26 protein-coding genes and 1 tRNA gene are annotated in these 24,810 nt (G+C 58.7%); 13 read left to right on the top strand and 14 right to left on the bottom strand.

The genetic code is table 11. The features are described 5' to 3' along the window. Window positions 1-2 precede the first annotated feature (2 nt). Window positions 3-935 carry a YihY/virulence factor BrkB family protein gene (locus ACFOOP_RS03505; protein ID WP_379879477.1) on the top strand — a complete coding sequence of 311 codons (933 nt, stop codon included), beginning with the start codon at window positions 3-5 and terminating at the stop codon, window positions 933-935. Window positions 936-946: 11 nt separating this feature from the next. On the opposite strand, the gene rpoH is transcribed toward ACFOOP_RS03505, so the two are convergent. After that, window positions 947-1,867, bottom strand: a complete 921-nt coding sequence (rpoH, locus tag ACFOOP_RS03500; protein ID WP_379879476.1) for an RNA polymerase sigma factor RpoH — start codon at window positions 1,865-1,867, stop codon at window positions 947-949. A 399-nt stretch (window positions 1,868-2,266) separates the two neighbouring features. Between rpoH and ACFOOP_RS03495 the strand changes: the two genes are divergently transcribed. After that, complete coding sequence (locus ACFOOP_RS03495; RefSeq protein ID WP_379879475.1) at window positions 2,267-2,866, top strand: murein L,D-transpeptidase catalytic domain family protein; 600 nt, start codon at window positions 2,267-2,269, stop codon at window positions 2,864-2,866. Between the two features lie 3 nt (window positions 2,867-2,869). Here the strand turns inward: ACFOOP_RS03495 and ACFOOP_RS03490 are convergent, their stop codons facing one another. Together ACFOOP_RS03490 and ACFOOP_RS03485 are read right to left on the bottom strand one after the other, a co-directional pair. Next, on the bottom strand, window positions 2,870-4,129 hold the full coding sequence (locus tag ACFOOP_RS03490) for a L,D-transpeptidase family protein (protein ID WP_379879474.1): 1,260 nt from the start codon (window positions 4,127-4,129) through the stop codon (window positions 2,870-2,872). A gap of 26 nt (window positions 4,130-4,155) precedes the next feature. After that, entirely contained in the window at window positions 4,156-5,247 is a 1,092-nt protein-coding gene (locus ACFOOP_RS03485; protein ID WP_379879473.1) for an RluA family pseudouridine synthase, read from the bottom strand. Window positions 5,248-5,315: 68 nt separating this feature from the next. Here ACFOOP_RS03485 and ACFOOP_RS03480 point away from each other — a divergent pair, with 68 nt between their 5' ends. Further along, window positions 5,316-5,735: a hypothetical protein gene (locus ACFOOP_RS03480; protein WP_379879472.1), complete on the top strand. Its 420-nt coding sequence runs from the start codon at window positions 5,316-5,318 to the stop codon at window positions 5,733-5,735. Here the strand turns inward: ACFOOP_RS03480 and ACFOOP_RS03475 are convergent, their stop codons facing one another. The 3 genes from ACFOOP_RS03475 to ACFOOP_RS03465 all read right to left on the bottom strand — a co-directional run bounded on the left by ACFOOP_RS03475 (window position 5,736) and on the right by ACFOOP_RS03465 (window position 9,164). Continuing rightward, window positions 5,736-6,755, bottom strand: coding sequence for a M12 family metallopeptidase (locus ACFOOP_RS03475; protein ID WP_379879471.1), 1,020 nt, complete (start codon window positions 6,753-6,755; stop codon window positions 5,736-5,738). Between the two features lie 5 nt (window positions 6,756-6,760). Continuing rightward, window positions 6,761-8,002, bottom strand: a complete 1,242-nt coding sequence (locus ACFOOP_RS03470; RefSeq protein ID WP_379879470.1) for a hypothetical protein — start codon at window positions 8,000-8,002, stop codon at window positions 6,761-6,763. 178 nt (window positions 8,003-8,180) lie between these two features. Continuing rightward, window positions 8,181-9,164: an aldo/keto reductase gene (locus ACFOOP_RS03465; protein WP_379879469.1), complete on the bottom strand. Its 984-nt coding sequence runs from the start codon at window positions 9,162-9,164 to the stop codon at window positions 8,181-8,183. A gap of 141 nt (window positions 9,165-9,305) precedes the next feature. Here ACFOOP_RS03465 and ACFOOP_RS03460 point away from each other — a divergent pair, with 141 nt between their 5' ends. Continuing rightward, complete coding sequence (locus tag ACFOOP_RS03460) at window positions 9,306-9,968, top strand: hypothetical protein (protein ID WP_379879468.1); 663 nt, start codon at window positions 9,306-9,308, stop codon at window positions 9,966-9,968. 3 nt (window positions 9,969-9,971) lie between these two features. Then, window positions 9,972-10,289: a winged helix-turn-helix domain-containing protein gene (locus ACFOOP_RS03455; protein WP_379879467.1), complete on the top strand. Its 318-nt coding sequence runs from the start codon at window positions 9,972-9,974 to the stop codon at window positions 10,287-10,289. A 3-nt stretch (window positions 10,290-10,292) separates the two neighbouring features. On the opposite strand, the gene ACFOOP_RS03450 is transcribed toward ACFOOP_RS03455, so the two are convergent. The 4 genes from ACFOOP_RS03450 to ACFOOP_RS03435 all read right to left on the bottom strand — a co-directional run bounded on the left by ACFOOP_RS03450 (window position 10,293) and on the right by ACFOOP_RS03435 (window position 14,341). Further along, window positions 10,293-10,577 carry a DUF6460 domain-containing protein gene (locus ACFOOP_RS03450; RefSeq protein WP_379879466.1) on the bottom strand — a complete coding sequence of 95 codons (285 nt, stop codon included), beginning with the start codon at window positions 10,575-10,577 and terminating at the stop codon, window positions 10,293-10,295. An 84-nt stretch (window positions 10,578-10,661) separates the two neighbouring features. Next, entirely contained in the window at window positions 10,662-12,275 is a 1,614-nt protein-coding gene (locus tag ACFOOP_RS03445; RefSeq protein WP_379879465.1) for a ShlB/FhaC/HecB family hemolysin secretion/activation protein, read from the bottom strand. A 65-nt stretch (window positions 12,276-12,340) separates the two neighbouring features. Then, a complete protein-coding gene (locus ACFOOP_RS03440) occupies window positions 12,341-13,168 on the bottom strand; it encodes a hypothetical protein (RefSeq protein ID WP_379879464.1) in 828 nt (275 codons plus the stop codon). 303 nt (window positions 13,169-13,471) lie between these two features. Further along, the gene (locus ACFOOP_RS03435; protein ID WP_379879463.1) at window positions 13,472-14,341 is read right to left on the bottom strand and encodes a mechanosensitive ion channel family protein; all 870 of its coding nucleotides are present in this window, start codon (window positions 14,339-14,341) and stop codon (window positions 13,472-13,474) included. A gap of 211 nt (window positions 14,342-14,552) precedes the next feature. On the opposite strand from ACFOOP_RS03435, the gene ACFOOP_RS03430 reads away from it, so the two are divergent. After that, the gene (locus ACFOOP_RS03430; RefSeq protein WP_379879462.1) at window positions 14,553-16,094 is read left to right on the top strand and encodes a DUF2793 domain-containing protein; all 1,542 of its coding nucleotides are present in this window, start codon (window positions 14,553-14,555) and stop codon (window positions 16,092-16,094) included. A gap of 2 nt (window positions 16,095-16,096) precedes the next feature. Here ACFOOP_RS03430 and msrB read toward each other — a convergent pair whose 3' ends face one another. Continuing rightward, window positions 16,097-16,522 (bottom strand): peptide-methionine (R)-S-oxide reductase MsrB, encoded by a 426-nt coding sequence (msrB, locus tag ACFOOP_RS03425; protein WP_379881496.1) that lies wholly within the window; start codon window positions 16,520-16,522, stop codon window positions 16,097-16,099. Between the two features lie 143 nt (window positions 16,523-16,665). Then, window positions 16,666-17,604, bottom strand: coding sequence for a 4-hydroxybenzoate octaprenyltransferase (gene ubiA / locus ACFOOP_RS03420; RefSeq protein ID WP_379881494.1), 939 nt, complete (start codon window positions 17,602-17,604; stop codon window positions 16,666-16,668). 105 nt (window positions 17,605-17,709) lie between these two features. On the opposite strand from ubiA, the gene ACFOOP_RS03415 reads away from it, so the two are divergent. The 7 genes from ACFOOP_RS03415 (at window position 17,710) to ACFOOP_RS03385 (ending at window position 23,059) form a co-directional block, all read left to right on the top strand. Then, the gene (locus ACFOOP_RS03415) at window positions 17,710-18,480 is read left to right on the top strand and encodes a 16S rRNA (uracil(1498)-N(3))-methyltransferase (RefSeq protein ID WP_379879461.1); all 771 of its coding nucleotides are present in this window, start codon (window positions 17,710-17,712) and stop codon (window positions 18,478-18,480) included. A gap of 93 nt (window positions 18,481-18,573) precedes the next feature. Then, complete coding sequence (locus ACFOOP_RS03410) at window positions 18,574-19,947, top strand: glutamate--cysteine ligase (protein ID WP_379879460.1); 1,374 nt, start codon at window positions 18,574-18,576, stop codon at window positions 19,945-19,947. Between the two features lie 7 nt (window positions 19,948-19,954). Continuing rightward, window positions 19,955-20,371: an endonuclease domain-containing protein gene (locus ACFOOP_RS03405; protein WP_379879459.1), complete on the top strand. Its 417-nt coding sequence runs from the start codon at window positions 19,955-19,957 to the stop codon at window positions 20,369-20,371. Between the two features lie 162 nt (window positions 20,372-20,533). Beyond that, window positions 20,534-21,172 carry a DNA-3-methyladenine glycosylase family protein gene (locus ACFOOP_RS03400; protein ID WP_379879458.1) on the top strand — a complete coding sequence of 213 codons (639 nt, stop codon included), beginning with the start codon at window positions 20,534-20,536 and terminating at the stop codon, window positions 21,170-21,172. A gap of 182 nt (window positions 21,173-21,354) precedes the next feature. Further along, window positions 21,355-21,921, top strand: a complete 567-nt coding sequence (locus ACFOOP_RS03395) for an HNH endonuclease (protein ID WP_379879457.1) — start codon at window positions 21,355-21,357, stop codon at window positions 21,919-21,921. Window positions 21,922-22,037: 116 nt separating this feature from the next. Then, complete coding sequence (locus ACFOOP_RS03390; protein ID WP_379879456.1) at window positions 22,038-22,829, top strand: M48 family metallopeptidase; 792 nt, start codon at window positions 22,038-22,040, stop codon at window positions 22,827-22,829. A 153-nt stretch (window positions 22,830-22,982) separates the two neighbouring features. Further along, window positions 22,983-23,059: transfer RNA gene (locus ACFOOP_RS03385), tRNA-His, on the top strand. 16 nt (window positions 23,060-23,075) lie between these two features. Here ACFOOP_RS03385 and ACFOOP_RS03380 read toward each other — a convergent pair. Both ACFOOP_RS03380 and ACFOOP_RS03375 read right to left on the bottom strand, forming a co-directional pair. Then, a complete protein-coding gene (locus tag ACFOOP_RS03380) occupies window positions 23,076-23,912 on the bottom strand; it encodes a sulfotransferase family protein (RefSeq protein ID WP_379879455.1) in 837 nt (278 codons plus the stop codon). Then, complete coding sequence (locus tag ACFOOP_RS03375; RefSeq protein ID WP_379879454.1) at window positions 23,905-24,696, bottom strand: sulfotransferase family protein; 792 nt, start codon at window positions 24,694-24,696, stop codon at window positions 23,905-23,907. The genes ACFOOP_RS03380 and ACFOOP_RS03375 overlap by 8 nt, the downstream gene beginning before the upstream one ends. Window positions 24,697-24,810 lie beyond the last annotated feature (114 nt).

The following is a 24,810-nucleotide window of genomic DNA, read 5'->3' as shown; positions in this document are numbered from 1 at the left end:
TGATGGCCAAAACGCCCGAAAAAAACCGCCCCGCCTCCAATGAGCCTGCTTTTTTGCGGCTGTCGCCGCGCCATTGGCGCCGCCTGCCGGGGCGTATTTTCGCGCAGATCAACAATGACCGCATCGGCCTGACGGCGGCGGGAATCGCCTTTTACGCGCTTCTGGCGATTTTTCCGGGCATTGCTGCGGTGGTGTCTTTATGGGGGCTGGTGGCGGACCCGCTGACCATCTCGCGGCAGATTACAAGCTTTGCGCCCATTCTTCCCAGCGATGTCGTGCTTGCCCTGCGCGCGCAGGCGATTGAAGTGGCGAGCAGCGACGAAGGGTCCATCGGCCTCGCGCTTGTAATCAGTCTTCTGGTCTCGATCTTCAGCGCCTCGCGCGCGATCAAGGCGATCATGCAGGCGCTCAATATTGTCTATAATGAAAAAGAAACGCGCGGATTTTTTCTGTTCAATGCGCAAGCCTACGCCATGACCTTCGCAGTTATGGTCGGCTTTGCGACAGCGCTCGCCGCCGTAGCGCTCGTTCCTGTGGTTTTCCGGTTTGCTGGAATAGATTCTGTGCTCGGGCCTCTAATCGGATTTATCCGCTGGCCGATCTTATTCGCAGGCGCATGGGTCGGCATTGCGGCGCTCTACAAGTTTGCGCCGTCGCGCAAAACGTCCGTGTGGAAATGGATGAGCCCCGGCGCCGGGGCAGCCGTGATTTTGTGGCTAGTCGCGTCGGTCCTGTTTTCTGTCTATGTCCAGAATTTTGCAAATTACAACGAGACCTACGGCTCGATCGGCGCCGTCGTCGTGTTGCTCATGTGGTTCTGGGTGTCGGCTTTTGTTTTTCTGGTGGGCGCTGAAATCGATTCAGAGATAGAGCAACAGGCTCATCTCCGGCCAAAAAGAACGGCGCCCGTTGAGGGGGCGCCGCCGCAACATTAGTCAGGATTTCGTTAAAGCGCTTCGGCCGCTTCCGTCGTCGCCTGTTTGGCGTCGCGGTCCATGCGTTTCATGGCCTTTTGCAGTTTTTCAAAGGCGCGCACTTCGATCTGACGCACGCGCTCGCGCGACACGCCATACTCCTGGGATAATTCTTCCAGCGTCGATGGATTATCTTTCAGGCGCCGCTCGGTGAGGATGTGCTGTTCACGCTCATTCAAGGTCGCAAGCGCCGTTTCGAGCAGCCCCATGCGCATGTCATACTCGTCTTCATTGGCGAGTTTGGCTTCCGGATTGACAGCGTTTTCGTCCACCAGCCAATCCTGCCATTCGCCGCCGCCTTCGGCGTCCTTGCCCATGGGCGCGTTGAGCGACGCTTCGCCGCCTGACATGCGCCGGTTCATGGAAATGACGTCGTCCGTTGTCACGCCGAGTTTCGTGGCGATGTGCTCCACCTGCTCAGGGCGCAGATCGCCATCATCGACCGCTTCGATCTGGCCTTTGATTTTGCGCAGATTGAAGAAGAGTTTTTTCTGCGCGGCGGTGGTGCCGATTTTCACAAGGCTCCAGGAGCGCAGCACATATTCCTGAATGGACGCGCGGATCCACCACATGGCGTAGGTCGCGAGACGGAACCCTTTTTCCGGATCGAATTTCTTTACCGCCTGCATCAGGCCGACATTGCCTTCGGAAATGACCTCGCCGATCGGCAGGCCATAGCCGCGATAGCCCATGGCGATTTTCGCCACGAGTCTCAAATGCGAGGTGATCAGTTTTTGCGCCGCTTCCGGGTCTTCATGCTCGGCGAACCGCTTCGCGAGCATATATTCCTCATCCTTTTCCAGCATGGGAAATTTGCGAATCTCGGCGAGGTAGCGCGAAAGACTGCCTTCAGGCGTCAGGGCGGAACCAGTGGTTGTCAGTGCATTGCTCATCAGCGCGGGTCTCTCCTGTCAGCGCCAGCTGGACGGCTAGCGCATATTCTAACACGGGCGCGGCTCTTAATGTTCGGTTGAATTGCCCCAAGGATAGAGCGCCTCTTATCGGACGCCTTTGTGGCGGATATAGGAAGAAGCCAGCGAATATCCAAGGGGTTTTCTCATAAACCGCTGTTTTTCATGATATTTTATTGATTTTTCCACGTCGTGTGTCATCTGGTTTTCCGCCAGAGTGGACCAAAAAGCCAGTGAATTTCGGTCGCGTCCGGGCACAATGACGTGAGCCGCCGTCTGGCCTCAGGGCCGTCAGGGGGTTTGAAAGCAGCGCCCGCGCTCTTAAATATTCCTTGGACGACAGGAAGTATGAGGCTTTTTAAGTTGGATCGCCGACATTTAATGAAAAGCGGGCTGGCCGCGGCGGTTGCTGGTCCATGCCTTATAAATGCAGGCGTTATGGGCGCGGGCGCAGCATCGGCCGCTGAGCCCGGTCTTGGGTCGCCGCTCGTCAAGCTGGCCAAACGGGTGCTGGAGCAAAGCCAGGGCCGCATCGTCCATCGCGATCTGGTGGGGCTGGCCGATTTTTCCGCGCCTTCCTGGCGCGCGCGTTTTCATCTCGTCGATATGGTCAGCGGTAAGGTCTCGTCATTTCTGGTCGCGCATGGGCGCGGCTCCGATCCCGGCCACACTGGCAAATTACAAAAATTTTCAAATGAGATCGGTTCCAATGCGACCTCCGCCGGGGCCTATCGCACCGGCGTTCAGTATACGGGAAAATACGGCGCCTCCATGCGGCTCGATGGTCTTGATACGGAGAATTCCAATGCGCGCGCCCGCGCCATCGTGGTTCACGCCGCTTGGTATGTGGGCGACGACATGATCAAAAAATATGGAAAACTTGGCCGCAGCGAAGGCTGTTTCGCCTTTTGCGAAGCCGACCGCACCGAGGTCGTCTCGCGGCTTGGCGAAGGGCGCCTTTTATATGCTGGAAAACTCTGACGCTTAGAGGTTTTCGGGAAGCGCCGCATCATTGGCGCTTTCAGGACAGGCTTCCTCAATCAGCGACTTGATGGGATCGCCGCCTTCAGCCGGCGCGCCGCCGAACCGGGCGAGCAAAGGCGCATCCAATCCATAGGCGTCAGCGTAAAACGCGACGGCGCCATCCTCTGCGGCGAAAGCGGTGAAATAGGATACGTACACCGGCAGCGGCGTATCAAGATCGATTTCCACTGTCCGTCTTTTCGAAAGAATGTCCTTAAATTCATCGTCACTGATCGCGTCGCCGAGCAGGATGCGGGCAAAGCCGGTCGCGTCCTCAACCCTTATGCAGCCATGGCTGAGGGCGCGGGGTTCGCGCTGAAACGCGTCCTTTGAGGGCGTGTCATGAAGAAACACCGAATAGGGATTGGGCATGACGAGCTTCATCTGGCCCAGCGCATTGGCGGGGCCCGGTTTTTGCCGCACGCCGCCATCGGTTCCCAGATAATAGCCAAGGCGTTTTGCCCGCGCCGGGTCGTTCTTTAACAGCGCGCCGACGCTCTCCCGCACGATGCTGGGGGGTACAAACCAGGTGGGGTTGAAGATGACGCCCGTGACAATCGCTTTCAACTGCGGCGTCGGAAGGGCTGGCGATCCTGTAACGACGCGGCGGCGGGCGGTTATTTTTCCACCCCGCACAAGCATTAGTTCGAAGGCTGGGACATTGACCAGAATATAATCCGCACCAAGATCATGCGGCATCCAGCGCCAGCGCTCCATGTTGAGCCGCAGGCGCGCTTTCTGTTCTGGATCGAGCCCTTCGGCGGCTAACGCCGCTTTCAACTGACGGTATTGCGCATGCCGCGGCGCGAGTGTGGCGAAAGCCTGCGCGAAGTCGCCCGTGTCAAAGGCTTTCTCTTCTAATGCGGCAAGTGCGCCAGGATCTGGCGCGTCGTTTTCCATGCGCCAGCCGAGACGCGCCTCGGGCGGCGTGAGGCCGCCGCTCAGCTCCGCCGCAACCAAGTTGAACACGGCGCCGGCGCCGGTGCGAATTAACGCGGGATCGTTCGCCGTCATAGCGGCTTCAAGCGCAGTCACCTCATAATGTGTTTCCGGCACGCCGTCCGGGCCCAGATTTTTGACGGCGGCGATCAGGGCGCTCGCATCCTTGCGGTCAACGTCTGGAGCGATCACAGCGTCAGTTTCGCCAATCGACGCGAGCGAACAGGCGGCCAACAGCGTGCAGGCGATGATACCGGAAAAAATGGCGGCGAATATTTTCAAATCGGCCCCGCGTCCCCAAGCGTTTCTTATAGCGCTCGTAGCGCCGCCAGCAATATTTGAAAATCTTCCGGCGCCGGGGCCTCAAAACGCATGGTCTCGCCGGTGATGGGGTGCGCGAAGCCGAGCACCTTGGCGTGGAGCGCCTGACGCCTGAAATTGCGGATGGTTTCTATGGCGTGATCGGCCGCCGGTTCGCCGGGTTTCAGGCCTGACAGGCCCGGCCCCCGCCCATAGACCTGATCGCCGATCAGCGGGCAGTTGATGGAGGCGAGGTGGACGCGGATCTGGTGTGTGCGGCCGGTCTCCAGCGTGCATTCGATCAGCGAAGCGAGGGCGTCGCCTTTCAGTTTTGCGCGCGAGCGGCCAAACGCCTCGATCACCTTGTAATGGGTCACGGCGTGCCGGGCGCCGTGTTTGGGAATATGGGCGTCCTGTTCCTCGTCATATTCCCAGGCGTCGACGACCGCCATTTTCGTCCGGTCACGGACATTTCGCCCGAGCGGCGCGTCAACGGTCCCGACGCCGGGGCGCGGCGCGCCGACAGCAATGGCTTCATAGACGCGGTCGATGTCATGAGCGGAAAAGGCGGCGGACAAGCCCTGATGGGCGGCGTCATGTTTGGCGACCACGAGAAGGCCCGAGGTTTCCTTGTCGATGCGGTGAACGATGCCGGGCCGGCGCGCGCCGCCTATGCCTGAAAGCGTCTCGCCGCAATGATGGATCAGCGCATTGACCAGCGTGCCGGACCAGGCGCCGGGGGCCGGGTGCACCACGAGGCCCGCCGGCTTGTTAACGACGATGAGGTCATCATCTTCGTAAATCACATCGAGGGGGATCGCTTCGGGCAGCGGCGCCGGGTCTTCGAGCGGCGGCGGGATCAGCCGGTATTCCTCGCCTTCGCGCAGTTTCCATGACGGGGAGGTGAAAGCCTTGCCGTCGCGGGTGAGCGCGCCGCTTTCGATCAGTGTCTTCAGCCGGGTGCGCGTCAAACCGCTGATTTTCTCAGCAAGCCATTTGTCGAGGCGCGCGCCGGCGGCCTCTTCATCCACAAGAAGGGTGTAGGCGCCTGTGTCATCAGGCGCCCCTTCTGACTTGAGGGTTTCGTCATCACCGGTCATAGAGGGGGCGGTTTAGCTGGCAATGACCGCATCCGCCAGCCCCAGCCTTTCAGGAGCGACGATCCCCTATGAGCGAGACCCAGAGCGAGAACACGCAACCACAAACAACGCCTGCGCCCGATGCGGGGCTGGGCGGCCTCGCCCATTCCATCGGCACACGCAATCTCTGGCTCATCATCCTGACGATGCCGGCGGTGTTTCTCGTTGCGGTGGCGGCGATCATCGCAATTTTCGGCAAACCCAAAAAAGACGAGGCGGAGCTTGCGGCGCCGGTCGCGGTTGAGGACACCGCCGTGGCGGAGACGCCGCCTTCCGATAGGGCCGCGCTTGCACTCGCCCCCGGCGAGGCCGCCGGCGCCATCGCGCTTGACGGCGACCGCCTTGCGGTGCGCATCTCGGGACCGGATGGCGAATGGGTGTATGTCTACGATTTAAGAGACGGTGCGACGATCGCCAGGCTTCCAATCGTCATGACACCAGTCGAATAATCAGAACTGCAAGGCTTCAAATTCCTGTTGAAAGCTTTCCAGCTCCTCTGGCGTTGCTGATAGAAGCGTTACCGCCGCGGTAAAATCCGCTTTTAGTTCTTCCATATTGGCGGCGTATATTGCGCGTGCAAAGTTTCGGTCTTGCTCGGAGATTTCGAAATTTGGCGCGTGATAGCAAACGTTTTGACTCGCGTTTTGATAATACTCTGCTTCCAGAGAATAATTCATCACGGATTTGGGATCGTAAGCGGAAGCCTCGACCGCTTCGTAAGCGGCCTGCTCGAAATTTTTTTCAATTTCCTTTTCCGACCATTTGTAGGGAGGTTTGGTAAGTTTGTTCTTGACCTTGTCCATAAGTAATTGTGCGGCGCAATTGACATTTGGTGATTGATGCTCATGCAGTAGACCAAGGGCGTGGCCGAATTCATGAAGGACCAGTCGGTTGAACTCTCGTATTTCGTAGCGCCGCTTATGAATATCGCCAAGGCTCATGGTTTCTTCATATGTCGGGACTGAGTTGGCTCGGTTCCCGACGAGAGAGTAGAAGCGCTGGTCACCGAAGTCGATACGAATGTCGGCTGTTGAGGGGCCCCCATGTTCGCTGCAAAGTCTAATAGCGAAGTCATCACCAAAATCGAATTCGATCGTGGAGCCGCTCACTTCCCACAGTCTTGCGACGTCAGCGATTTTTTCACGCAAATCATAAGTGGGATTTGCCTTATCCATGACGCAAACCCGGATGGCTTCTGCCCGCCACCTGGAATGTCTTTCATATACGGACTGAATGGTTGTCATGGCGAAAGCGCGCTGGGCGTCGGTCAGGTTTGATTTAGTTGCCTCATCCTCCAATTGCAGGAAAAATTCGCGCGCCTTGACGTCGGCTTTACTCGCCGGATGTGACACTTCGAGGAAATGCCCAGGAAACATCTCATCGTCACTCTCCTCCTGAGCAAGCGCCGGAGCTGCACAAGATATGACGCCAGCGGCGGCTAAAAGTACGGAAAAAGAGGTCTGTTTCATTCTGATTAGTCGCAGTATTCGGAAGAACCATTTTCGGCATCAAGCAGGATGCACGCTTTCTTGCGTTTCATCCGGGCAATCTCTTTCGCGATCTCTGTTGTCGCTTTGTCGAGCTCTGCTTGGGCTGTGGCGACGGCAATTTGTGCGTCCAGTAAGTCTTTTTCTTTCTTTTCTGCACCTTCCGGTTTGACGGCGTTCGTAATCGTGGAGGCGATATCCTTTTTCGTGCCTTTCAAGAACCCTGCAATAAATTTGGCTGCGTCACTTGGTTCTTTTACTTGAGTGTTTTTTACAGTGAACAGGACCGGCATTAAGTTCATCAGTTCAGTGTCGTTTTGATAGGCCGCCAGGGATTCCTTCGTGATGCCTGGAATCTTCATCCAGCCGCTTTTGTCGCCTTTAGCGCCTTTTGCAAAATCATTCGGCGAAACGGTTGTTCCCGCGCGTACTTCTCCAAAATTCAAGGAGGCAAGCATATACCGTTCTGAGTCAGGGGTTTGCCCCGGCCCGCTTAAAGCGAATGAATATGTTTGGCCTGGGTTCCTGGCGCTGCTGTTGTTGGTGCGATCAACATGCAAAAACTGGCTGCGAATGCGCATAGCTGTCTTGTCGTCAGATGCTTCGAGTTTTCCTTCGTAAAGGGAATATATTTTATCGGCCGGAATCTGGATTCGAAAATCAGCAAGTCGCTTCTCTGCACCGCCTAGAGTGAAGCACGATCCGGAATTATCATCCGCGCACTTTTCCAAATTCAACATATACGGAAGTTCAGCACCGGTGCGCGGTCGGAATTTAGGATCGAATACCCGTGCATTTGATTTTAAGAATTGTCCCGTAACGACAGTGACACATGAAAATTTCGGGTTTAGCGTTGGAAACCTTGCCGCCGTCGGCGTATCGGCCTCTCCGTCTTTTTCGGTTGCGGATTCTTTGCTCTCCGGGGCTTGGTAAAGGTAGAAATATTCGTTGCTTTCAAATTCGTATTTGCGGATTTTGGTCAGCTCCTCTGCGGCCTGATCAAACACAAAATCAATAATATACGGCAATACAATTCCGACGAAAGCGCCAAGAAAGTTGGCGCCTTGCGCGGGTTCTTCATATTGTAGGATGCAGGAGTCGGTCAGATAGGCGCGTGTTTCGATGGATGTGTATAGATCGTCCTGCGCACTGGCTGGCGTGACGGCGATGAGAGTTGTGAATGACAAAATTGTGGCGGCACAGGCGGCCATTATGGTTTTCGAGCGCATCAGCGCATCCCCCCTAAAAAAGTAAGTTTGAACGCTGAATACAGATCGCCGAAAGGCAATTGAAGCTTAGGTGAAAATATAGATTTGGTCAAATTTCAGAAAAGCTAGTGATTATTTATATTTAGTAGTCTTCAAGAATAGTGTTCTGTGTGAATGCCATCACTGGATAGGAGCGCCGTTAAAGCGCGTCGAAACTTTGCACCATGCGCAAGCGCAAATCGCGATCCGGCATCGATCCTGACAGCGCGCCCATATTCTCGCGCATGTGATCGACCCTGCGCGTCGCCGGAATGGCTGCGGTGATCGCCGGATGCGAGATAATGAATTTCAGCAGAAACTGTGCCCAGTTGGCGGCGCCGATTTCCGCTGCGATCTCGGGCAGGGGATGGCGCTTTGCGGCGTTGATGACGGCGCCTTCACCGAAGGGGCGGTTCGCGATGACGGCGACGCCCTTTTCGTGCGCCATTGGCAAGAGCCGGTTTTCAGCGCGCCGGTCGGCCATATTGTAGGTAAGCTGAATAAAATCGATCGGATGATCGCGGAGGATGCGCTCCATTTCATCATAGTGATGACCTGAATAGCTGGTGACGCCCACATGAGCGAGCTGGCCTTCGGCTTTCATGGCGAACAGGGTTTCCAGATGCGCGCGCCAGGAAACAAGATTGTGCACCTGTAACAGATTGAAACGGTCGACGCCCCAGCGCCGCCGGCTCTCGTCGATTTGCGCCGGCCCCTGCGCGCCGTCGTCGATCCAGACCTTGTCAGCGGCGAAGGTCCGGTCGGGACGGCCGAGTTCATCAAGCGCATGGCCGATCACCGCTTGCGACGTTCCATACATGGGCGATGAATCGATGACCGCGCCGCCAAGCCGGAAGAACTCGCGCAGCACCTCCGTGCGCGCTGCGCGCAACTGGGCGTTCGCGCCGACATCGAAGGTGAGCCAAGAGCCCATGCCGACCGCCGGGATCGCAATCCCGGTGGAGGGAATGGTTTTGTAAAGCTGCTGTGGGGGCTGCGCATTTGCAAAGGCCGGGACCGCGAGCGCCGCCGCCGCGCCTGTCAGAACGGTTCGGCGATCTGGCGTTGATGCATTCATGGCGGAACCCGATTGCGGAACTTTCCGGCGAAAGAAAATCAGACCTGCGGCGTTGTTCTGGGTCAATCCGGTTTATCGCCCCGTCTGTGCGTCTCGTCGCTTAATTGCTTTCGACTTTTTCTCAGGTCATGTGCTTTTGCGAACCTTGGGGGCTTGAAAATAAACAAAAGAACTTTATTTTGTAAAGTGAAGATGAGGGAGGCGGCCATGAGCACCAGCGACGAGGACTATCTGAAACCGGGCGGATCGGCGCTGGCGAGCGATCTCGCCTATGTGCGCAGCCTCGCCGAAGAGGGGCGCGACGCGCCGCTGGTGGGCGGCGTTTATTATGTAATCTGGGGCGGGCTGATGGCCGCGGCTTCGCTTTGCGCCTATTTGATCCTGACCGGCGTCGCGCCGATCCGCGGCGTTCCGGTGATTGCGCCCTGGATTGTCGCCGGACTGATTGGCTGGTGTGCGTGCCTGTTGATGAGGCGCATCACGGGGCCAAAGCCCGGCGCCCTGACCATGGGCAATCGCACGGCGCAAGCAGTCTGGTTTTCCGTCGGGATTTTTGTGACGGCCTTTTGGGTGGGGCTGATGATTGTCCATGACGATTTCACCCAGTACGGCGTGCCGCGCTATTTTCTGTTCAGCCTGATGTTTCCTATATCGTTTGGCGTTTACGGCGTCGCATTTTACGCAACCGCAACGGCGGCGCGGCTGTCCTGGCTCAAAGGATTTGCCTTGCTATCCTGGGGCTTTTCAGTCGCCGCGCTTTTTCTTATGACGAGCAACTATCAGTTTCTCTTGGGCGCGGCGGGTTGTTTTCTGTGCGCGGGTCTGCCGGGACTTTTATTGATGCGCCAGGAACCGAAAGACATTGTCTGATCTATGAATGGCGACCCCGACTTTGATTATCGCGAGATCGACGACATCATCCACGGGCGGGTGCGCCTTTCCGTCATGGCGTTTTTGTCGGGCGCGGGCGCGGCGGATTTCAATGAACTGAAAGCGCGGGTTGGCGGCACCGACGGAAATCTGTCCGTACACCTTAGAAAGCTCGAAGACGCCGGTTATGTGAAGGTCGAAAAGGGCTTTCGCGGCCGGCGTCCGCAAACCACGGTGCGCTTTACCAAAAAGGGACGAGAGGCGTGGATCGCCTATATCGCCCGTATGGAAGATTTGCTGCGCCCGAAAGCGGCGGAGTAATCGTTATTTCTTCGACGACAACAGCCGCGAGATCAGCCAGATCGGAATGACGATCCCGGCGCCGATGACGAGATAGGTGAGCAACGTCAGAACCACCTCGCCGACATTTTCTCCCAGCATCCCGATGAAATCCTTCACATTGTGAAAGATCCCGCGCCAGAATTCTGCGACCCCAATGCCCAAAACTGAAAAGACCGCGCCGACAATGATCGACGCGATGATGAGTTTGATCGCCGTTCTTCCGGCGCCGCCGCCAGTTATCCGGTCTTTGAAGGAAGGTTCGCTCATCGCTGCTTTCCGCTGCCTGCATACTGTCTGTAGCGAATTTAGGCGTGAATGGCGCCATGTTCAATCAACTTGTCAGCCGCGGCGTCAGGGCCGCCATTCAAAGCGCCAGCCGATTGAGAGCCGCCAGTCCTGATCGAAACCAGGGACCGGCTGGTCGAGCGGTCGCGCCAGTTCGATCTCCAGAACGCCTTTATCCTCATAGGCGGCGCGCAAGCCAGCGCCAAAGGAGCCGAGATCGAAACTCGCCGTAGCGTCCGTGAAGCGCGAGAAGATGTCGCCTGACGCATAGTCGGTGAAAATGTAGATTTCGCTTTTTGAGAAGTCGCCGCCGCTGATCGGGCGCCAGGCGTTTTCGGCGGAGATCCCGAAACCGCGATCGGCGTTCAACAACGCCGTTTCAAAGGCGCGGCCCCATGGCGCGCCGCCGATGGAAAAGCGCTCATTGGCGGGCAACAGATCGTCGGTCCATTGCGCCCCGCCGGAAAGGCGCAGGAACCCGCGCTCGCCGATGCGGCGGGTCAATCCCGCCTCGATTTCTGCCTTGGTGTATTGCTCTTCTCCAATCATGGGAGAAACATCGGCGCCAAGCGCCGCGAAGCCTTGGGCCACTTCGCCTTTGAGGCGCAGGCCAGTGCGCTCATGATTGTCGCTATAGCTTGCAATCACACGCGCCGCCCGCGTCTGTTCGGTGGCGATCAGCGATCCGAAGGCGGCGTTGTCGCTGTTCACCGCATCGAGAGACGCACGCGTTACAAGATTGCGTTTGTAGGAGCGGATCACCGGCATGGTGAGCGCCAGGTTGTAAATCTGCGCATCGCCTTCAATCACGGTCGTTGCGGGGCGCGAGCGCACAATCGTCGCGCTCGCCTCGGCGCGCAGGCCGGATGTGCCGATGGGTGTCGAATGAGAAAGGCCCGCCTGAAGCGAGTCCTTGAAATTCACCGATGCGGCGAGGCGCATGGTGGTCAGATCGCCGTCGCGCAACAGGCGGTAAGCTTTGCCGAGGGCCGATAGTTGTCCGTCGCGCACAAGCCGCGTGGTGCGGTTGGAGAAGCCGGCTGTCAGAGTCGGCTTCTGGTAATCCAGCTTCATGTCGATATCGATCGTCCCCGGTTCGGCGCCATAGCGGATGACAGGTTCGATTTTCAGGCCGGGTATGTCGCGGGTGAGCGAGACTGTGCGTTCCAGCGTCGCCTGCCGCGTCGGCGTATCGCGCTTCAACCGCTCGGCGTAGGCGGTGACCATATAGTGATTGCGGCCATCGGTTTCGCCCGAGAAATTGACGTTGGCGACGCGGCCCTCGGCGGCGCGCACGCGGATGACGCCGTTCTCGAAGGACTGGTTCGGAATGATGACAGTAAAGAACGCGATGCCTGCGTCTTTATAGGCCGCGCTCATATCGGCGGCCATTTTCGAGAGAACCTCTTTTGTCGCCGTCCCGCCGATAAAGGGTCTTGCGGCGTTGGCGACGGCCTCGGGAACCTCGGTGCCTTCAAAGCTGACGCCGCGAATGAGGAAGGGTTCGAAAGGCTCTGCGTCGCTGCGGACTTCCTGAGCAGGTTTTTCCACATCGCCCGGCCGCAAGCGCTCTTCCTCACCGCGCGCTGCCGGGGAGGACAGTGAAACGACAAGGAAGAGCGACAGAAGGAGCGCGCATGCGCGCACCATCATCCGTGAACGGAGGGCGGGAGAAAACATGAAAACCCCAAGACAGCAAAGGCGGGAAGGGGCGGCGCGCGGCGCGGCCCCTTCAAAAATGTGTGTTAGTTGTTGCCGAGAAGGCCGCCAACCAGACTGCCGCCAGTATCGACGGTGTCTTCCAGCGTTCCTGTCGGGTCATCGAGTATGCCGCCAACAGTATCGGTGAGGTCGCCCGTGATATCGCCGGTCAGGCCGCCGCCAATATCGCCCGTAAGGTCGCCTGTAAGATCGCCGACCACATCACCACCGAGGCCGCCGACGGGCAGGACTTCGGTTACGCCGGTCGTCGACGCCAACGCGCCGCTGAGAACGCCTTCAGGGTCAGATGTTACAGTCTGGTCAAAGGTAAGGAGCTCGCCGCCAGAACCTATGCCCAGGGTTACCGCGTCTCCACCCTGCTGTTCGCCCGCAAGAAGGCTGACGCCGAGGAGCGAGTCTCCATTCCCCAGAAGGGTGGCGTCCGTCAGCGATGCGGTGATGACGTCGCCGAGCACCGCATTGGCGTCAACGAGAGAATAAAGGTCTCCGGTGTCGGTCTGTAACAAGGTCTGACCAGTCTCGTCCGCAACACCAATTATCGTTCCGGTGATTTCATCGGCTTCGGGCGATATTCCACGGAGGAGATTTCGCGAGGTGCCGGCGATGATCATGGGGTCAGTCTCACCGATATTGATGCCGCCGTCTGCGCCATCGGCGCCGGCCGGACCTTGGGCTCCCGCCGGTCCTTGCTGACCTTGAGGGCCTTGCGGCCCTGCTTTTTCAATGCTGCTTGTCTGACCGAGGGTCGAAACGCGCGTCGTGCCATGCGAACTGCATGCGGATACAGCAAACGCGCAAGCGCATGAAAGCGCAAGCGCGCGTTTAAGTGAAAGAGGATGGCTACGTGACATTCAGATGCTCCCTTGCGGCCTTGCTTTTTTGACCCTGAAAGGCGTTCGCCGCACAAGGTCTGATTGAATCATGTTCCGGGAGCGTACGGCATTCGTGTTAATTCCAATTCAAACCGTATACGGAATTTCATCAGGAATTTGCGGCATGCAAAACATTTTCTGAAAATTGCGCAAGAATAAACCGGCTTGACAAGCCGGATTTCTGCATGGTGAAAAATGTTCTGTTATGCGGGATAAGCGCCTGATCATCAGGAATTTCACAGGAAAAGTCTGATGATCAGCTGCGTTAAAGCGCGCCCGGCGCTAGGCCGCGTTTTCCATATAAACGGAGCGGCAAGGGAAGGGGATAGAGACGCCGTCAGCGTCAAAGCGCTGTTTCACGGCCTTTGTCAGCGCCCATTTCACACCGAAATAATCGGCGCGGTCCATCCATACGCGGCAGAGAATATTGACGGAAGAATCGCCGAGGCTGTCGACTTCGAACACCGGTTCCGGATCGGCGTGAACGCGGCTGTCTTTCTCGACTTCCGATTTGATCAGCGTCATCGCCTTGTCAATGTCGTCCGCATAGGAGATGCCGAAGATGAGATCGATGCGGCGCGTGGCGTATCCCGAGTAATTCGTGATGACGTCATCGAAGATCTTTCCATTGGGAACGATGATTTTCTTGTTGTCGGGGGTCGCCAGTTCAGTGGTGAACAGGCCAATATGTTTGACAGACCCGGCGACGCCTGCGGCCTCCACATAGTCGCCGACATCGAAGGGGCGGAAACCGAGCATCATCACACCTGACGCGACGTGACCGAGCGTTCCCTGAAGCGCCAGACCGATAGCGAGGCCGGCGGCGCCGATGATGGCGGCGAAACTTGTGGTCGGCACGCCGAAAATGCCCAGCGTCGTGATCAGGACCAGCGCGATCAGCCCGTAATGCACCAACGAAGATAAAAAGCCTTTGAGCGTTTCGTCGATCCTGCCGGACCGTCCGAGGCCTGCGGCGACAAGCTTTTTGACCCGGCCCGCAACCCAGAGGCCGACAATCAGCACAATCAGCGCGCCGACAACGCTCGGCAAATAGGCGGCCGCTTTTTCCGCGAGCCCTTCGAGGAAAGTCACCGCCATGTCGAGATTTTTATCAGCGCCTTGCGCTGCGGTCGTTTGTGCGCCGTCTTGCATGATCGTCTCCTTGCTGTTCATCGGGGATATAAAGCGATCCGCCGCAGGGGCAAATTTTTGCGCCCCAATAAGTTGATCGGCGCGCGGGAAATTTCATCATATCTGTTGAATTCGGGCATGTTTTCCAGTGTTGGTGAATAGTTATCCACCACTTCGCCAGCGGCCTTAAGATGCGCGCAGTTGAATTTTGCGTAGCTTTCGGAGCCGGTTGATGGAGCAATCTCCCCGCCTTTCCCTTTCCTATGTGGCGCCCAGTCAGGCGCAAAAACATGTGACCGTGAATGAAACCTTCCGGCGTCTCGATGCGCTGGTGCAGGGCGTTGTCTTGTCGCGGACGACAACGGCGGAGCCGGGCTCCCCTGCGGACGGCGACGCTTATATTTTGCCGTCCGGCGCCAGCGGCGCTGCGTGGGACATCTACGCAGAACACGATCTCGTCGCCTATCAGGACGGCGCCTGGGCGCGGATTGCGCCGTTTGAGGGCTTGCGTCTGTGGGTCAGCGATGACGATGAATTTGTCGCTTTTGACGGCGCCGCCTGGGGCGCGATCACAGGCGGGTCACCGGAAACAGCGACGAAGTTCGGCGTCAACACGATAGCCGATGCGACCAACAAGCTCGCGGTGAAGTCGGACGCCGTGCTGTTCAATCATGATGACGTCACGCCCGGCTCGGGCGATTGTCAGGTGAAAATCAACAAGGACACAGCGGGCGATACCGGCGCCCTGCTTTTTCAGACAGGCGCATCGGGGCGTGCAGAATTCGGTCTCGCGGGCGATGATGATTTTCATGTGAAGGTGAGCGCAGACGGGGCGGCATGGACCGAAGCGCTGATTATCGACAAGGATAACGGCTATGTCGGCCTTCTCGGCGCGCCCGCCGCGCATCTGCATATTCAGGATACGGATGCGGCGCTGCGACTTGAGGATACGGCGGGAAGCCATCTCCAGCTATCCGATGAAAGCGCCAGTCAGGCGGTGATTTCGAAAACCGCAGCCAGCGGTCAGGCGCTGATCGATTTCGTTCCCGATCCGCAGGACGGAACCAGCAACGCTTTGTTTCGTTTCTTTCGCACGACGAACACCACCGGCGTCGCGCGTTTTGACATTCATGTGGGAAACAATACGGCGGCGCGAAACTGTTCCTTCGCCGGCAATGACGATTGCTTTGTTTGCGACGCCAGCGGCGATTTCGGCGTCGGCGTCAACAGTCCCGGCGCCAAGCTCGACATACAGGGCGGGGGTGTTCTTGTGGGCGCCCCGGCCGGCGGCGACAAGGGCGCAGGCGCGATCAACGCCGAGGCGGTCTATGACAATAACGCTCTATTGAGTTGCTATGTCTTCGATCAGTTTATCGACGGCGTTATCGACCAGGCGAAATGGGATGCGCGCGCGCCAGATCGCCATGTCCGCGCAACCTTTGAAGATATCGAAGACCCGGAAACCGGCCTTGTCAGCCAGCGCGAAAAAACCCCGGCGCGGGTGGAGCCGCGCCTGCACGCGCCCATGCGCAAATTCGCTGCGCGCGTTGGCACGCCCTATGATCCCTTGACCCTCGATGGCTATGCGCAGCACTGGAAAGACAAGCGCCATCTCAGCGCCATGCCGAACGAAGCGGAGTTCGATCCGGTCAACGGTCAATTGACCACGGGCGAATGGATTCAGCGTCTCGTGGAGACGGCGGAGATCCAGGCGGTGCTGATCGAGGAGTTGAATGCGCGCGTGAAAGCGCTGAGCCCAAAGGGACAGCAATGAACCTAGGCGGGCTTGAAGGTCAGCGCGACGCCGTTATTGCAATAGCGCAGGCCGGTCGGCGCCGGACCATCCTTGAAGACATGGCCCTGATGGCCGCCGCAGCGCGCGCAATGATATTCGGTGCGCGGAACAATCAGCTTGATGTCGGTCTTGGTGCCAAGCGCGCCGGGAATATAGTCCCAGAAAGACGGCCATCCGGTGCCGCTCTCGAATTTCGTATCGGATTTGAAAAGATCCAACCCGCAGCCGGCGCAGGCGAAAATTCCCTCGCGCTTTTCTTCGTTGAGGGGGCTCGTGCCTGCGCGCTCCGTCGCCTCGCGGCGAAGCACCGAATAGGCCTCAGGCGACAGGCGCTCTTTCCACTCCGCATTGGAAAGCTGCCATTTGTCGTAATCGGGAATGGAAGACGGATCGGGGTTTTTGGCCATTGCTTTATCCTGTGTTTGCACGCCGCAGCCTGCAGCCGCGCCCAGAAGGGAAAGAGTCAAATGGCGGCGGGTCAGTCGGGGCATGTGCGTAGTCCTCGCAGGCTTGAGCGTCAACAAGGTCTGCTATGTAACGGTTCCGCCGGTCAAAGAGAACGGATGGCGAGTTCACAAAGCGGCGAGAGCAGCAGGAGAAGCCCCGCATTGCGGTTCGATTTGAACAGGCCGAGGCAGATATTGCTGTCGTGAATATCGAGATGTTTCAACTGCCAGACGAAATGCGCGGCCGCCGGCAACAGCATGACATAATAAAGCACATGGGCGTGAATGAGCGTCCCGGCGAGGGCGAAGAGAGTGATGGTCATCGCGAAGAAGAGCCCAAGCGCGGGCAGTGTTTTCCGGCCGAGCCGCAGAGCCGTCGATTTGACGCCGATCAGCGCGTCATCCTCCGTGTCCTGATGGGCGTAGATGGTGTCGTAAAAAAGCGTCCAGCAAATTCCGGCGGCGTAGATTGCGAAGGCCTGAGGCTCGAGTGTTCCCGACGCGGCGGCGTATCCGACAAGCGCGCCCCAGTTGAAGGTGAGGCCGAGCCAGGCCTGCGGCCACCAGGTGATGCGTTTCATAAACGGGTAGGCGGTGACCAGCGCCAGCGATCCGACGCCGAGCAAGATCGTGAAGCGGTTGAACTGCAACAGGACAGCGAGGCCGATGAAGGAGAGAAAAACCAGAAAGCCCCAGGCTTGTTTTACGGAAATCTGTCCGGCGGGGATGGGCCTGAGCGCCGTGCGTTCCACCTTGGCGTCAAAGTCGCGGTCGACAATGTCGTTATAGGCGCAGCCCGCCCCGCGCATGACATAGGCGCCGGCGGACATCAGCGCGGCATACCAGATCAGGTGAAGCCCTGCGTAACCGGCGGCGGCCGCGAGCGCGAGGCCCCAGAAACAGGGAATCAAGAGCAGCCATGTGCCCACGGGCCGGTCGGCGCGCATGAGCCGCAGATAAGGCTGCGCGAAGCCGGGCGCGCGGGCGACCCAATTGCCGGGAACGGCGTCAGGCGTGGCTATGGGGGCGGCTGGGTTATTCATCGCCATGATGTAGCGTGGCGCCGTTCACTGTGCAAAGTACGTTTTGTCCATATGAGGAAAACCTGCCTGCATTTGCGGGGAGCGAACGGAGACAAAAACGAAACGATGATTCCACGCCTTTATATCGACGGGCCTTTGCATCCCGGCCTTCCCGCGCCGCTGTCGGCGGAACAGGTTCATTATCTGAAAAATGTTCTGCGCCGGGCGGAAGGCGATGAGGTTCGCCTGTTCAACGGCAAGGACGGTGAGTTCGCCGCGAAAATTATCGAGTTCCGAAAGAAAGCCGGCGCCGCGCAGGTGGGTGAGAAGACTCGCGATCAGGAACCGGAACCGGATTTGACCTTGTGCTTCGCGCCGGTGAAGCGCGGCCCCCTTGAAACCATTGTGCAAAAAGCGGTGGAGGTCGGCGCCGCGCGCCTTCAGCCCGTCCTTACCGAACGCACGGTCGCGCCGAAACTCAATATCGACCGGTTACAGGCGATCGCTACCGAGGCGGCGGAGCAATGCGGCCGGCTCACCATTCCCTCCGTAGGCGAACCAATTAAGTTTGCAAAACTATTGGATGAATGGCCGGAGGACCGGCGTCTTTTGTTCTGCGACGAGGCTGGCGACGACGAGACCGAAGAATGGGGCGGGCGCGAAGGCCGCGCGCTGCCAGTGTTAGATGCTCTAAAGAACGCCGATAGCAATGCTGACAGCTGGTCGGTGCTCACCGGCCCGGAGGGCGGCTTTTCCGGCAGCGAACGCCATGAACTGAGAGCGAAGTCATTTGTGACGCCGGCGACGCTCGGGCCCCGCATTTTGCGCGCCGATACTGCAGCGATTGCAGCGCTTGTGTTGTGGCAGGCGGCGCTCGGCGACTGGCGCAAACCTTAACGTCGCGAGAGCGTGATGGTCTTAATGCTTGGCGTTCCGGCTTTCAGGGGATAGAGCGGGATAAAGCTATAGCGGCATCTGCCGGAGAGTGATGTGACGACTGCGAATGAACAGACCGGCCTGTCGCCGAAAATCGAATCCCTTGACCAGTTGACGGAATATCTGGCGAGCGGTTGCAAGCCCAAAGACGAGTGGCGCATCGGCACCGAGCACGAAAAATTCGTGTTCTGCCGCACATCGCTGAAGCCCGTTCCCTATGAAGGCGAAGCGGGCATCCGCGCCATTCTTGAAAAACTCGGGCAGGAAACCGGCTGGGATATTATCGCCGAAAACGGCAACCCCATCGGCCTGAAAGGCGAGGGCGCCAGCGTCAGTCTGGAGCCTGGCGGGCAGTTCGAACTGTCCGGGGCCCCGCTTGAAAATATTCATGAGACCTGTGACGAGGTGCATCGTCATCTCGAAGCGGTGAAAAAGGTTTGCGATCCCCTGGGCGTCGCCTTTCTCGGCATGGGTTTCACGCCGACCTGGACGCGGGCGGAAATTCCGCACATGCCCAAGGCGCGCTATACAATCATGCGCAACTATATGCCCAAGGTCGGCGATCTCGGCCTCGACATGATGCACCGGACCTGCACGGTGCAGGTCAATCTCGACTTCTCGTCGGAAGCCGACATGGCGATGAAGTTCAAAACCTCGCTCGCGCTGCAGCCGATTGCGACGGCGTTGTTCGCCAATTCGGGGCTCTATGAAGGAAAGCTCTCGGGTTACGCATCCTGGCGCGCGCATATCTGGACCGACACCGACCCTGACCGCACCGGGCTTTTGAATTTCGTGTTCGACGACGGGTTCGGCTTTGAGCGCTATCGCGATTACATGCTCGATGTGCCGATGTATTTCGTGCGCCGGAACAACAAGTTCATCGACGCCGCCGGACAATCTTTCCGCGATTTTCTGGACGGAAAATTACCGGCCTTGCCCGGCGACAGGCCCACTATGGAAGACTGGGAAGATCATTTGTCCACGGCGTTTCCCGAAGTGCGTCTGAAAAAATTTCTTGAAATGCGCGGCGCCGATGGCGGTCCCTGGGCGCGCATTTGTGCGCTGCCGGCCTTCTGGGTCGGGTTGTTATATGACGACGATGCGCTCGCCGCCGCTTGGGATGTCGCAAAAGACTGGACGACGGAGATGCGCGAGGCTTTGCGCGATGACGCCGCAAGAATCGGGTTTCGCGCTGAAGTCGGCGGGCGCACGGTGCAAGATATCGCGCTGGAAGTTCTCGAAATTTCCCGTGAAGGCCTCCGGAGACGCGCGCGCATGGGCAATCTGAAAGAAGACGAGACGACCTATCTCGACCCGCTCGTCAAGATCGCCAAAAGCGGCGTCACCATGGGCGAGTTTACGGCGTCGCATTTCCTTGGCGACCTTAATGGCGATGTGAAAAAGCTGTTTGAAGAGTGCAAATATTAGAGGCGTGGTGAAGCGCAACGTGACTCGTTTTGACCGCACTCCAGGCAAAACAAAACGTTCGCAGGATATGCGAAGAGATATGCCGCCTGCCGAAGTGCTTTTGTGGTCTAGGTTGAAAGGTCGTCAGCTGAATGGGCTTCGTTTTCGAAGGCAGCATCCTGTCGGGCCTTATTTTCTCGATTTTTATTGCGCAGAAATAAAGCTCTGTGTCGAACTTGATGGCGATCAGCATGGGCAAGAAAATGCTTTGCGAAAAGATCAGCAAAGAACCGGTTTTTTAGAAACGAAGAGCGTTACGGTTCTGCGCTTTTGGAATGATGAAGTTTATAAAAACCTTGAAGGCGTCATTGATGCCATTTCTGAACAAGCGCTGTATTTGAGGAAAGAAGCTGCTAGCCAGCAGGGCGGTGTTTCCTCCCCTTGAAAAGGGGAGGTGTCGTCCCTGATTTGATCAGGGGCGACGGAGGGGATCAAAAGGCTTTTGTCTATGATCCCCCTCGACGTCCGGGGCTCTCACCCCCGGCCGCCACTCCCCCTTTTCAAGGGGGAGAACAGCCCGCGGCAAATGAAGGCGAGAAACATTTAGATGACCAACCGCCTCGACGTTTTCGGCGACACATCCGAAGCTTGTGCGGCGCTCGCTAAAAAAGACGCGTCGCTCGCCCGCGCGCTCGATGCAATTGGCGAACCGCATATCCGCCGCCGTTCCGGCGGATTCGAGGCGCTGTTTCGCATCATTGTCGAGCAACAGGTGTCGGTGCCGAGCGCGCAGGCGATCTGGGCGCGCTGTCAGGCGGGAATGGACTGCGCTGACCCGGCGCACGCCCTTCGTCAGGGTGAGGACGGATTGCGCAGTTTCGGCCTCTCCGGCCCCAAGGTTCGCTATGTCACCGCGCTTGCCGAACACTGGACGTCGGGTGAGATTGACGAAGAAAAACTGGCGCGCCTCGGCGATCAGGACGCATCTGTTGCGCTGCAAAAGGTCAAGGGAATCGGGCCGTGGACCGCGGCGATCTATCTCTTGTTCTGCGAAGGCCGCGTCGATATCTGGCCGCCGGGCGATGTGGCGCTGCTCGGCGCCTATCGCTCCACAAGGCTTCGCGGCCCTGAGCCCGACATGAAATTTCTCGATTCCCGCGCGGCGAAATGGCGTCCCTATCGCGGCGTCGCGGCGCATATTCTCTGGACTTATTATGCGCATTTGCGCGGCCGCCAACCAATTTAAGCGATTTTTGAGACTGTTGCGAAAATATCCCCCAAACCTTCAAACTTCTGTCATGCAGAATCAGTTATAGGCAGAAGGGAAATGAACCGGCTAAACTGTCACGACAGCAGGGGAGATCCCGCTTTCACGAGTTTGAGTCAGAATCTTCGGTTTCCAGGGGCCTTCGCAGTGAGGCGGTCGTCATGACCCTTGCGTTGCGATCACCTGATGGCTGTCCTGCGCTGGTGTTGAACGCGGATTTCCGCCCGCTCAGCTACTTTCCGCTTTCGCTCTGGTCGTGGCAGGACACGCTGAAAGCCGTGTTCCTCGATCGTGTCGATGTGGTCGCGCAATATGACACCAAAGTGCGCAGCGCGAATTTTGAAATGCGTCTGCCGTCGGTGGTGTCGCTGAAAAGCTATGTCAGTCATTCGCGTGCGCCGGCCTTTACGCGCTTTAACGTTTTTCTGCGCGACAGTTTCACCTGCCAATATTGCGGTTCGACCGCGCGCGATCATCTGACGTTCGACCATGTGCGGCCGCGCTGCGAGGGCGGGCGCACCACCTGGGAAAACATCGTCGCCGCGTGCAGCGCCTGCAACATCAAAAAGGGCGGGCGCACGCCGCAGCAGGCGAAGATGTTTCCCGCGCGCTCGCCGAAGCGGCCCACCATGTTCGAACTGAATGAGCGCGGCCGCGCCTTCCCGCCGCATTATCTCCATGAGAGCTGGCAGGATTTCCTCTACTGGGATTGCGAACTCGAACCCTGATCAGGGGTTATGTATTCGAAAATCCGTTCCGTCTCTCGCATTGAGGGCGGGGCGGCGATGGCTTATGCTCGCATTCAGATACACGCTGCGGTTTTGGGGCGTCAGGGAGGAACCACATGAAATCCTTACTAAAAACAAATTCGACACGCGGATGGCGCGGCTATGCGGCGCGCGCCGCCGCGCTCGCGGGCGTGCTGCTCGCCGGCGCCTGCGCCTATAATGAAACGCTCGGGCGCAACCAGCTTCTGTTTGTCAGTCAGGGCCAGATGGCCGAGCTCGCCAGCTCCGCCTGGACGGACCTGAAGCAGAAAGAGCCGATCACCACCGAAGCGAAATATGTGAACCGGGTGAACCGGGTTGCGCCGAAGATCATTCGCGCGGCGGGCGGCAATCCGGCGGAATGGGAAGTGCGGGTCTTCAAATCCGATCAGATCAACGCCTTCGCGCTGCCCGGCGGCAAGATCGGCATCTACACCGGCATCCTCGACATCATGGAAAACGACGCGCAGATCGCGGCGGTGATGGGCCATGAAGTCGCGCATGTGAATTTCAATCATTCAGGCGAACGCTACAGCCAGACAGCGGCGGCCCAGACCGCGCTGAGCGCCGGCAGCGCCATCGCCGGCGGCGGTCAGGTTTCCACAGCCGCGGTTCAGGCTCTTGGCCTCGGTGCGCAATATGGCGTCCTGTTGCCGTTCTCGCGCAAGCATGAGCTGGAAGCCGACAAATTCGGCGTCCGCTATATGGCCCGCGCCGGGTATAATCCGAACGAGGCGGTCAAGTTCTGGGAGAAAATGTCGGCCCAGAAGAATGGCGCCCCGCCGGAATTCATGTCGTCCCACCCGTCGGACGCCACCCGGATCGCCCAGCTCAAAAAAGAGATCGCGCTCATCAAATCGGGCTCTTAACGCCCGTTTTGCAGAGGCGGAAAAAGCGCTGAAAAACGCTTCAGGCCCGCTTGAAATAAGGGGCGCTGGCGCGTAGGTTCCGCGCCTTCCCAAGCAGGCTGCGAAAAGCCGCCAGCGTTTTTTCGCCGTCATCCTGCGCCGGGAACACCAAGGGCCGCCTTAGCTCAGTAGGTTAGAGCGCTAGATTGTGGATCTAGAGGTCGGTGGTTCGAGACCACCAGGCGGTACCATTTTCAAGTCGTATTTTTAAAGATAGCCCAGCGCCGTGAGCGCGGGTCTGGCGGCGTCTTCCAGCTGCCGGATGACGTCTGGCTGAAGGACGCGGCGATGACGCCCAATCCGCGAAGAGGTCATGGGGCCGAGCATCATCGGCAGGCTGTCGCGCTCAAGGCCGATATAGTCCTCATTGGCCAGCGGCGGGCGCAAAGGCTCGCCTGAGGGCCAGTCGATATCGAGAAACTCACAAACGGCTTTCATGGCGCTTTCGGGCCGCACGGCGAGGTCTTCATAGCGCAGCCGAAAGATGCGCCCGTGGTCCTCGAGCGTCTTTTCCGCAGCGAGGCCCGTCGCGACGAGACCCGCCCAATAGCCAATCGCCGCCTTGCGGTCGCTGACATGGGGGAAGGGCTGACCGGTCGCCGGGTCGCGCCAGCTTCGCTCCAGAAGGGAGGTTGCGACGTCTCGTCCATCGCGCACCACATGAATGAATTTCGCCGCCGGCAGGATGACGGCGAGCGCTTCGAAGGCGGCGACATTGAGGCTTGTCTTTTCTACGATGATGCGGCTTTCGCCCTCGGCGCGTAAAATGGTTTCGAGAAACCGGCCCATGGTTTCGGCGACATAATCCGGTTGCAGGTCGAAGTATTTCTCATGCAGGCCGCCGAGAGATTGCGCGTAATTGCGCCACTGAAAGGCGATGGAGGGCGCGGCGCCGGTGTCGGGGCCGGCGAGGATGCGGGGATGGCGGGCGATGACCTTGCGCAACAGGGTGAGGCCGCTGCGCGGACAGCCGCCAGCGAAAACAAGCCCTGCTCCCAGTTGTTTCGCCCCGTCTTTGTGGTGTTGGTCAGACGGCTCAGACATAACCATAGCGGTCAAGCCATGGCCCCGCCGCCGCCTTCACGCTGGCGAGCTGGCCGGGAGCGAGATCCTTGCGCCAGCGGCCGATCGCGGTGGCGTCGATGGGCTCGGCGACGCGTGCGGCGCTGGCTTCGTTCTCGCCTTCCAGCACGTCGAATGTCTGGTCGTGATAAAGCGCAAGGTTTGGCGTCGGTTCGCCGAGAAAGTCGAAAAGTTTTGCGATTTCCTCTGCTGGCGAGCGCACAAGATTTTCGTAGCGCAGGGAGTAGAACCGCTTGTCGCCCGCCATGACCTCGTCATTGGCGACGCTGGCGGCCCAAAGATTGGCGGCAATGTGCGGCGATCGGGTGACCGCCATGGGCTCGCCGCTGCGGTCGTCCCGCCAGGTCATTTGCAGCAGTGAGGAAACGACATCGCGGCCGTCGCGCACGATGCTGATCAGATAAGCGTCCGGAAACAGGCGGCGCAGAGTCGGGAAATGCAGAATATTGGTCGGGGTTTTCTCCGCCGCGCGCACGGCGCCGGATGTCTGTTTCGCCGGCGCCAGAAAAGCGGCGATCGCCGTCGCGGCGGCGGCGTCTACGCGGTTGGCGTCAACGCCGTAGCCTCGTGAGAGTGCAGGGCCGGAGGCGGCGGTGATGTTTTCACAGAGGGCGCATAATGACGGGATCGTCCGCAATTCTGGCCCGCAAAAAATATTGCTGCTGGCGCCAATGATCGCGCGTAAAAGCGTTGTGCCCGATCGCGGCGCGCCGCCGATCAGGATGAGGTCATCGCCACGGTTCATGAAGCTTCAAATCTACTGTTACTTTCGTGGCCAACCTTTCAGTGAACGCGCGGCATGGAAAGTGGTCATCCGACGACCGGATTGAAAAACGCGGTGAATGGAGGGCCGGATGGC

Origin of the sequence: Hyphococcus aureus (assembly GCF_042643165.1) — a bacterium.
Lineage (GTDB): Bacteria > Pseudomonadota > Alphaproteobacteria > Caulobacterales > Parvularculaceae > Hyphococcus > Hyphococcus aureus.
This window is presented reverse-complemented; position numbering and strand designations above follow the sequence as displayed.

Coding starts and splice junctions, on each gene's coding strand:
- ACFOOP_RS03485 (WP_379879473.1), bottom strand. CDS start 5,247: ATGACCGGTGATGACGAAACCCTCAAGTCAGAAGGGGCGCCTGATGAC.
- ACFOOP_RS03380 (WP_379879455.1), bottom strand. CDS start 23,912: ATGTCTGAGCCGTCTGACCAACACCACAAAGACGGGGCGAAACAACTG.
- msrB (WP_379881496.1), bottom strand. CDS start 16,522: ATGGCCAAAAACCCCGATCCGTCTTCCATTCCCGATTACGACAAATGG.
- ACFOOP_RS03505 (WP_379879477.1), top strand. CDS start 3: ATGGCCAAAACGCCCGAAAAAAACCGCCCCGCCTCCAATGAGCCTGCT.
- ACFOOP_RS03430 (WP_379879462.1), top strand. CDS start 14,553: ATGGAGCAATCTCCCCGCCTTTCCCTTTCCTATGTGGCGCCCAGTCAG.
- ACFOOP_RS03460 (WP_379879468.1), top strand. CDS start 9,306: ATGAGCACCAGCGACGAGGACTATCTGAAACCGGGCGGATCGGCGCTG.
- ACFOOP_RS03375 (WP_379879454.1), bottom strand. CDS start 24,696: ATGAACCGTGGCGATGACCTCATCCTGATCGGCGGCGCGCCGCGATCG.
- ACFOOP_RS03395 (WP_379879457.1), top strand. CDS start 21,355: ATGACCCTTGCGTTGCGATCACCTGATGGCTGTCCTGCGCTGGTGTTG.
- ubiA (WP_379881494.1), bottom strand. CDS start 17,604: ATGAATAACCCAGCCGCCCCCATAGCCACGCCTGACGCCGTTCCCGGC.
- ACFOOP_RS03440 (WP_379879464.1), bottom strand. CDS start 13,168: ATGTCACGTAGCCATCCTCTTTCACTTAAACGCGCGCTTGCGCTTTCA.
- ACFOOP_RS03415 (WP_379879461.1), top strand. CDS start 17,710: ATGATTCCACGCCTTTATATCGACGGGCCTTTGCATCCCGGCCTTCCC.
- ACFOOP_RS03470 (WP_379879470.1), bottom strand. CDS start 8,002: ATGCGCTCGAAAACCATAATGGCCGCCTGTGCCGCCACAATTTTGTCA.
- ACFOOP_RS03390 (WP_379879456.1), top strand. CDS start 22,038: ATGAAATCCTTACTAAAAACAAATTCGACACGCGGATGGCGCGGCTAT.
- rpoH (WP_379879476.1), bottom strand. CDS start 1,867: ATGAGCAATGCACTGACAACCACTGGTTCCGCCCTGACGCCTGAAGGC.
- ACFOOP_RS03400 (WP_379879458.1), top strand. CDS start 20,534: ATGACCAACCGCCTCGACGTTTTCGGCGACACATCCGAAGCTTGTGCG.
- ACFOOP_RS03480 (WP_379879472.1), top strand. CDS start 5,316: ATGAGCGAGACCCAGAGCGAGAACACGCAACCACAAACAACGCCTGCG.
- ACFOOP_RS03435 (WP_379879463.1), bottom strand. CDS start 14,341: ATGCAAGACGGCGCACAAACGACCGCAGCGCAAGGCGCTGATAAAAAT.
- ACFOOP_RS03455 (WP_379879467.1), top strand. CDS start 9,972: ATGAATGGCGACCCCGACTTTGATTATCGCGAGATCGACGACATCATC.
- ACFOOP_RS03475 (WP_379879471.1), bottom strand. CDS start 6,755: ATGAAACAGACCTCTTTTTCCGTACTTTTAGCCGCCGCTGGCGTCATA.
- ACFOOP_RS03445 (WP_379879465.1), bottom strand. CDS start 12,275: ATGTTTTCTCCCGCCCTCCGTTCACGGATGATGGTGCGCGCATGCGCG.
- ACFOOP_RS03450 (WP_379879466.1), bottom strand. CDS start 10,577: ATGAGCGAACCTTCCTTCAAAGACCGGATAACTGGCGGCGGCGCCGGA.
- ACFOOP_RS03495 (WP_379879475.1), top strand. CDS start 2,267: ATGAAAAGCGGGCTGGCCGCGGCGGTTGCTGGTCCATGCCTTATAAAT.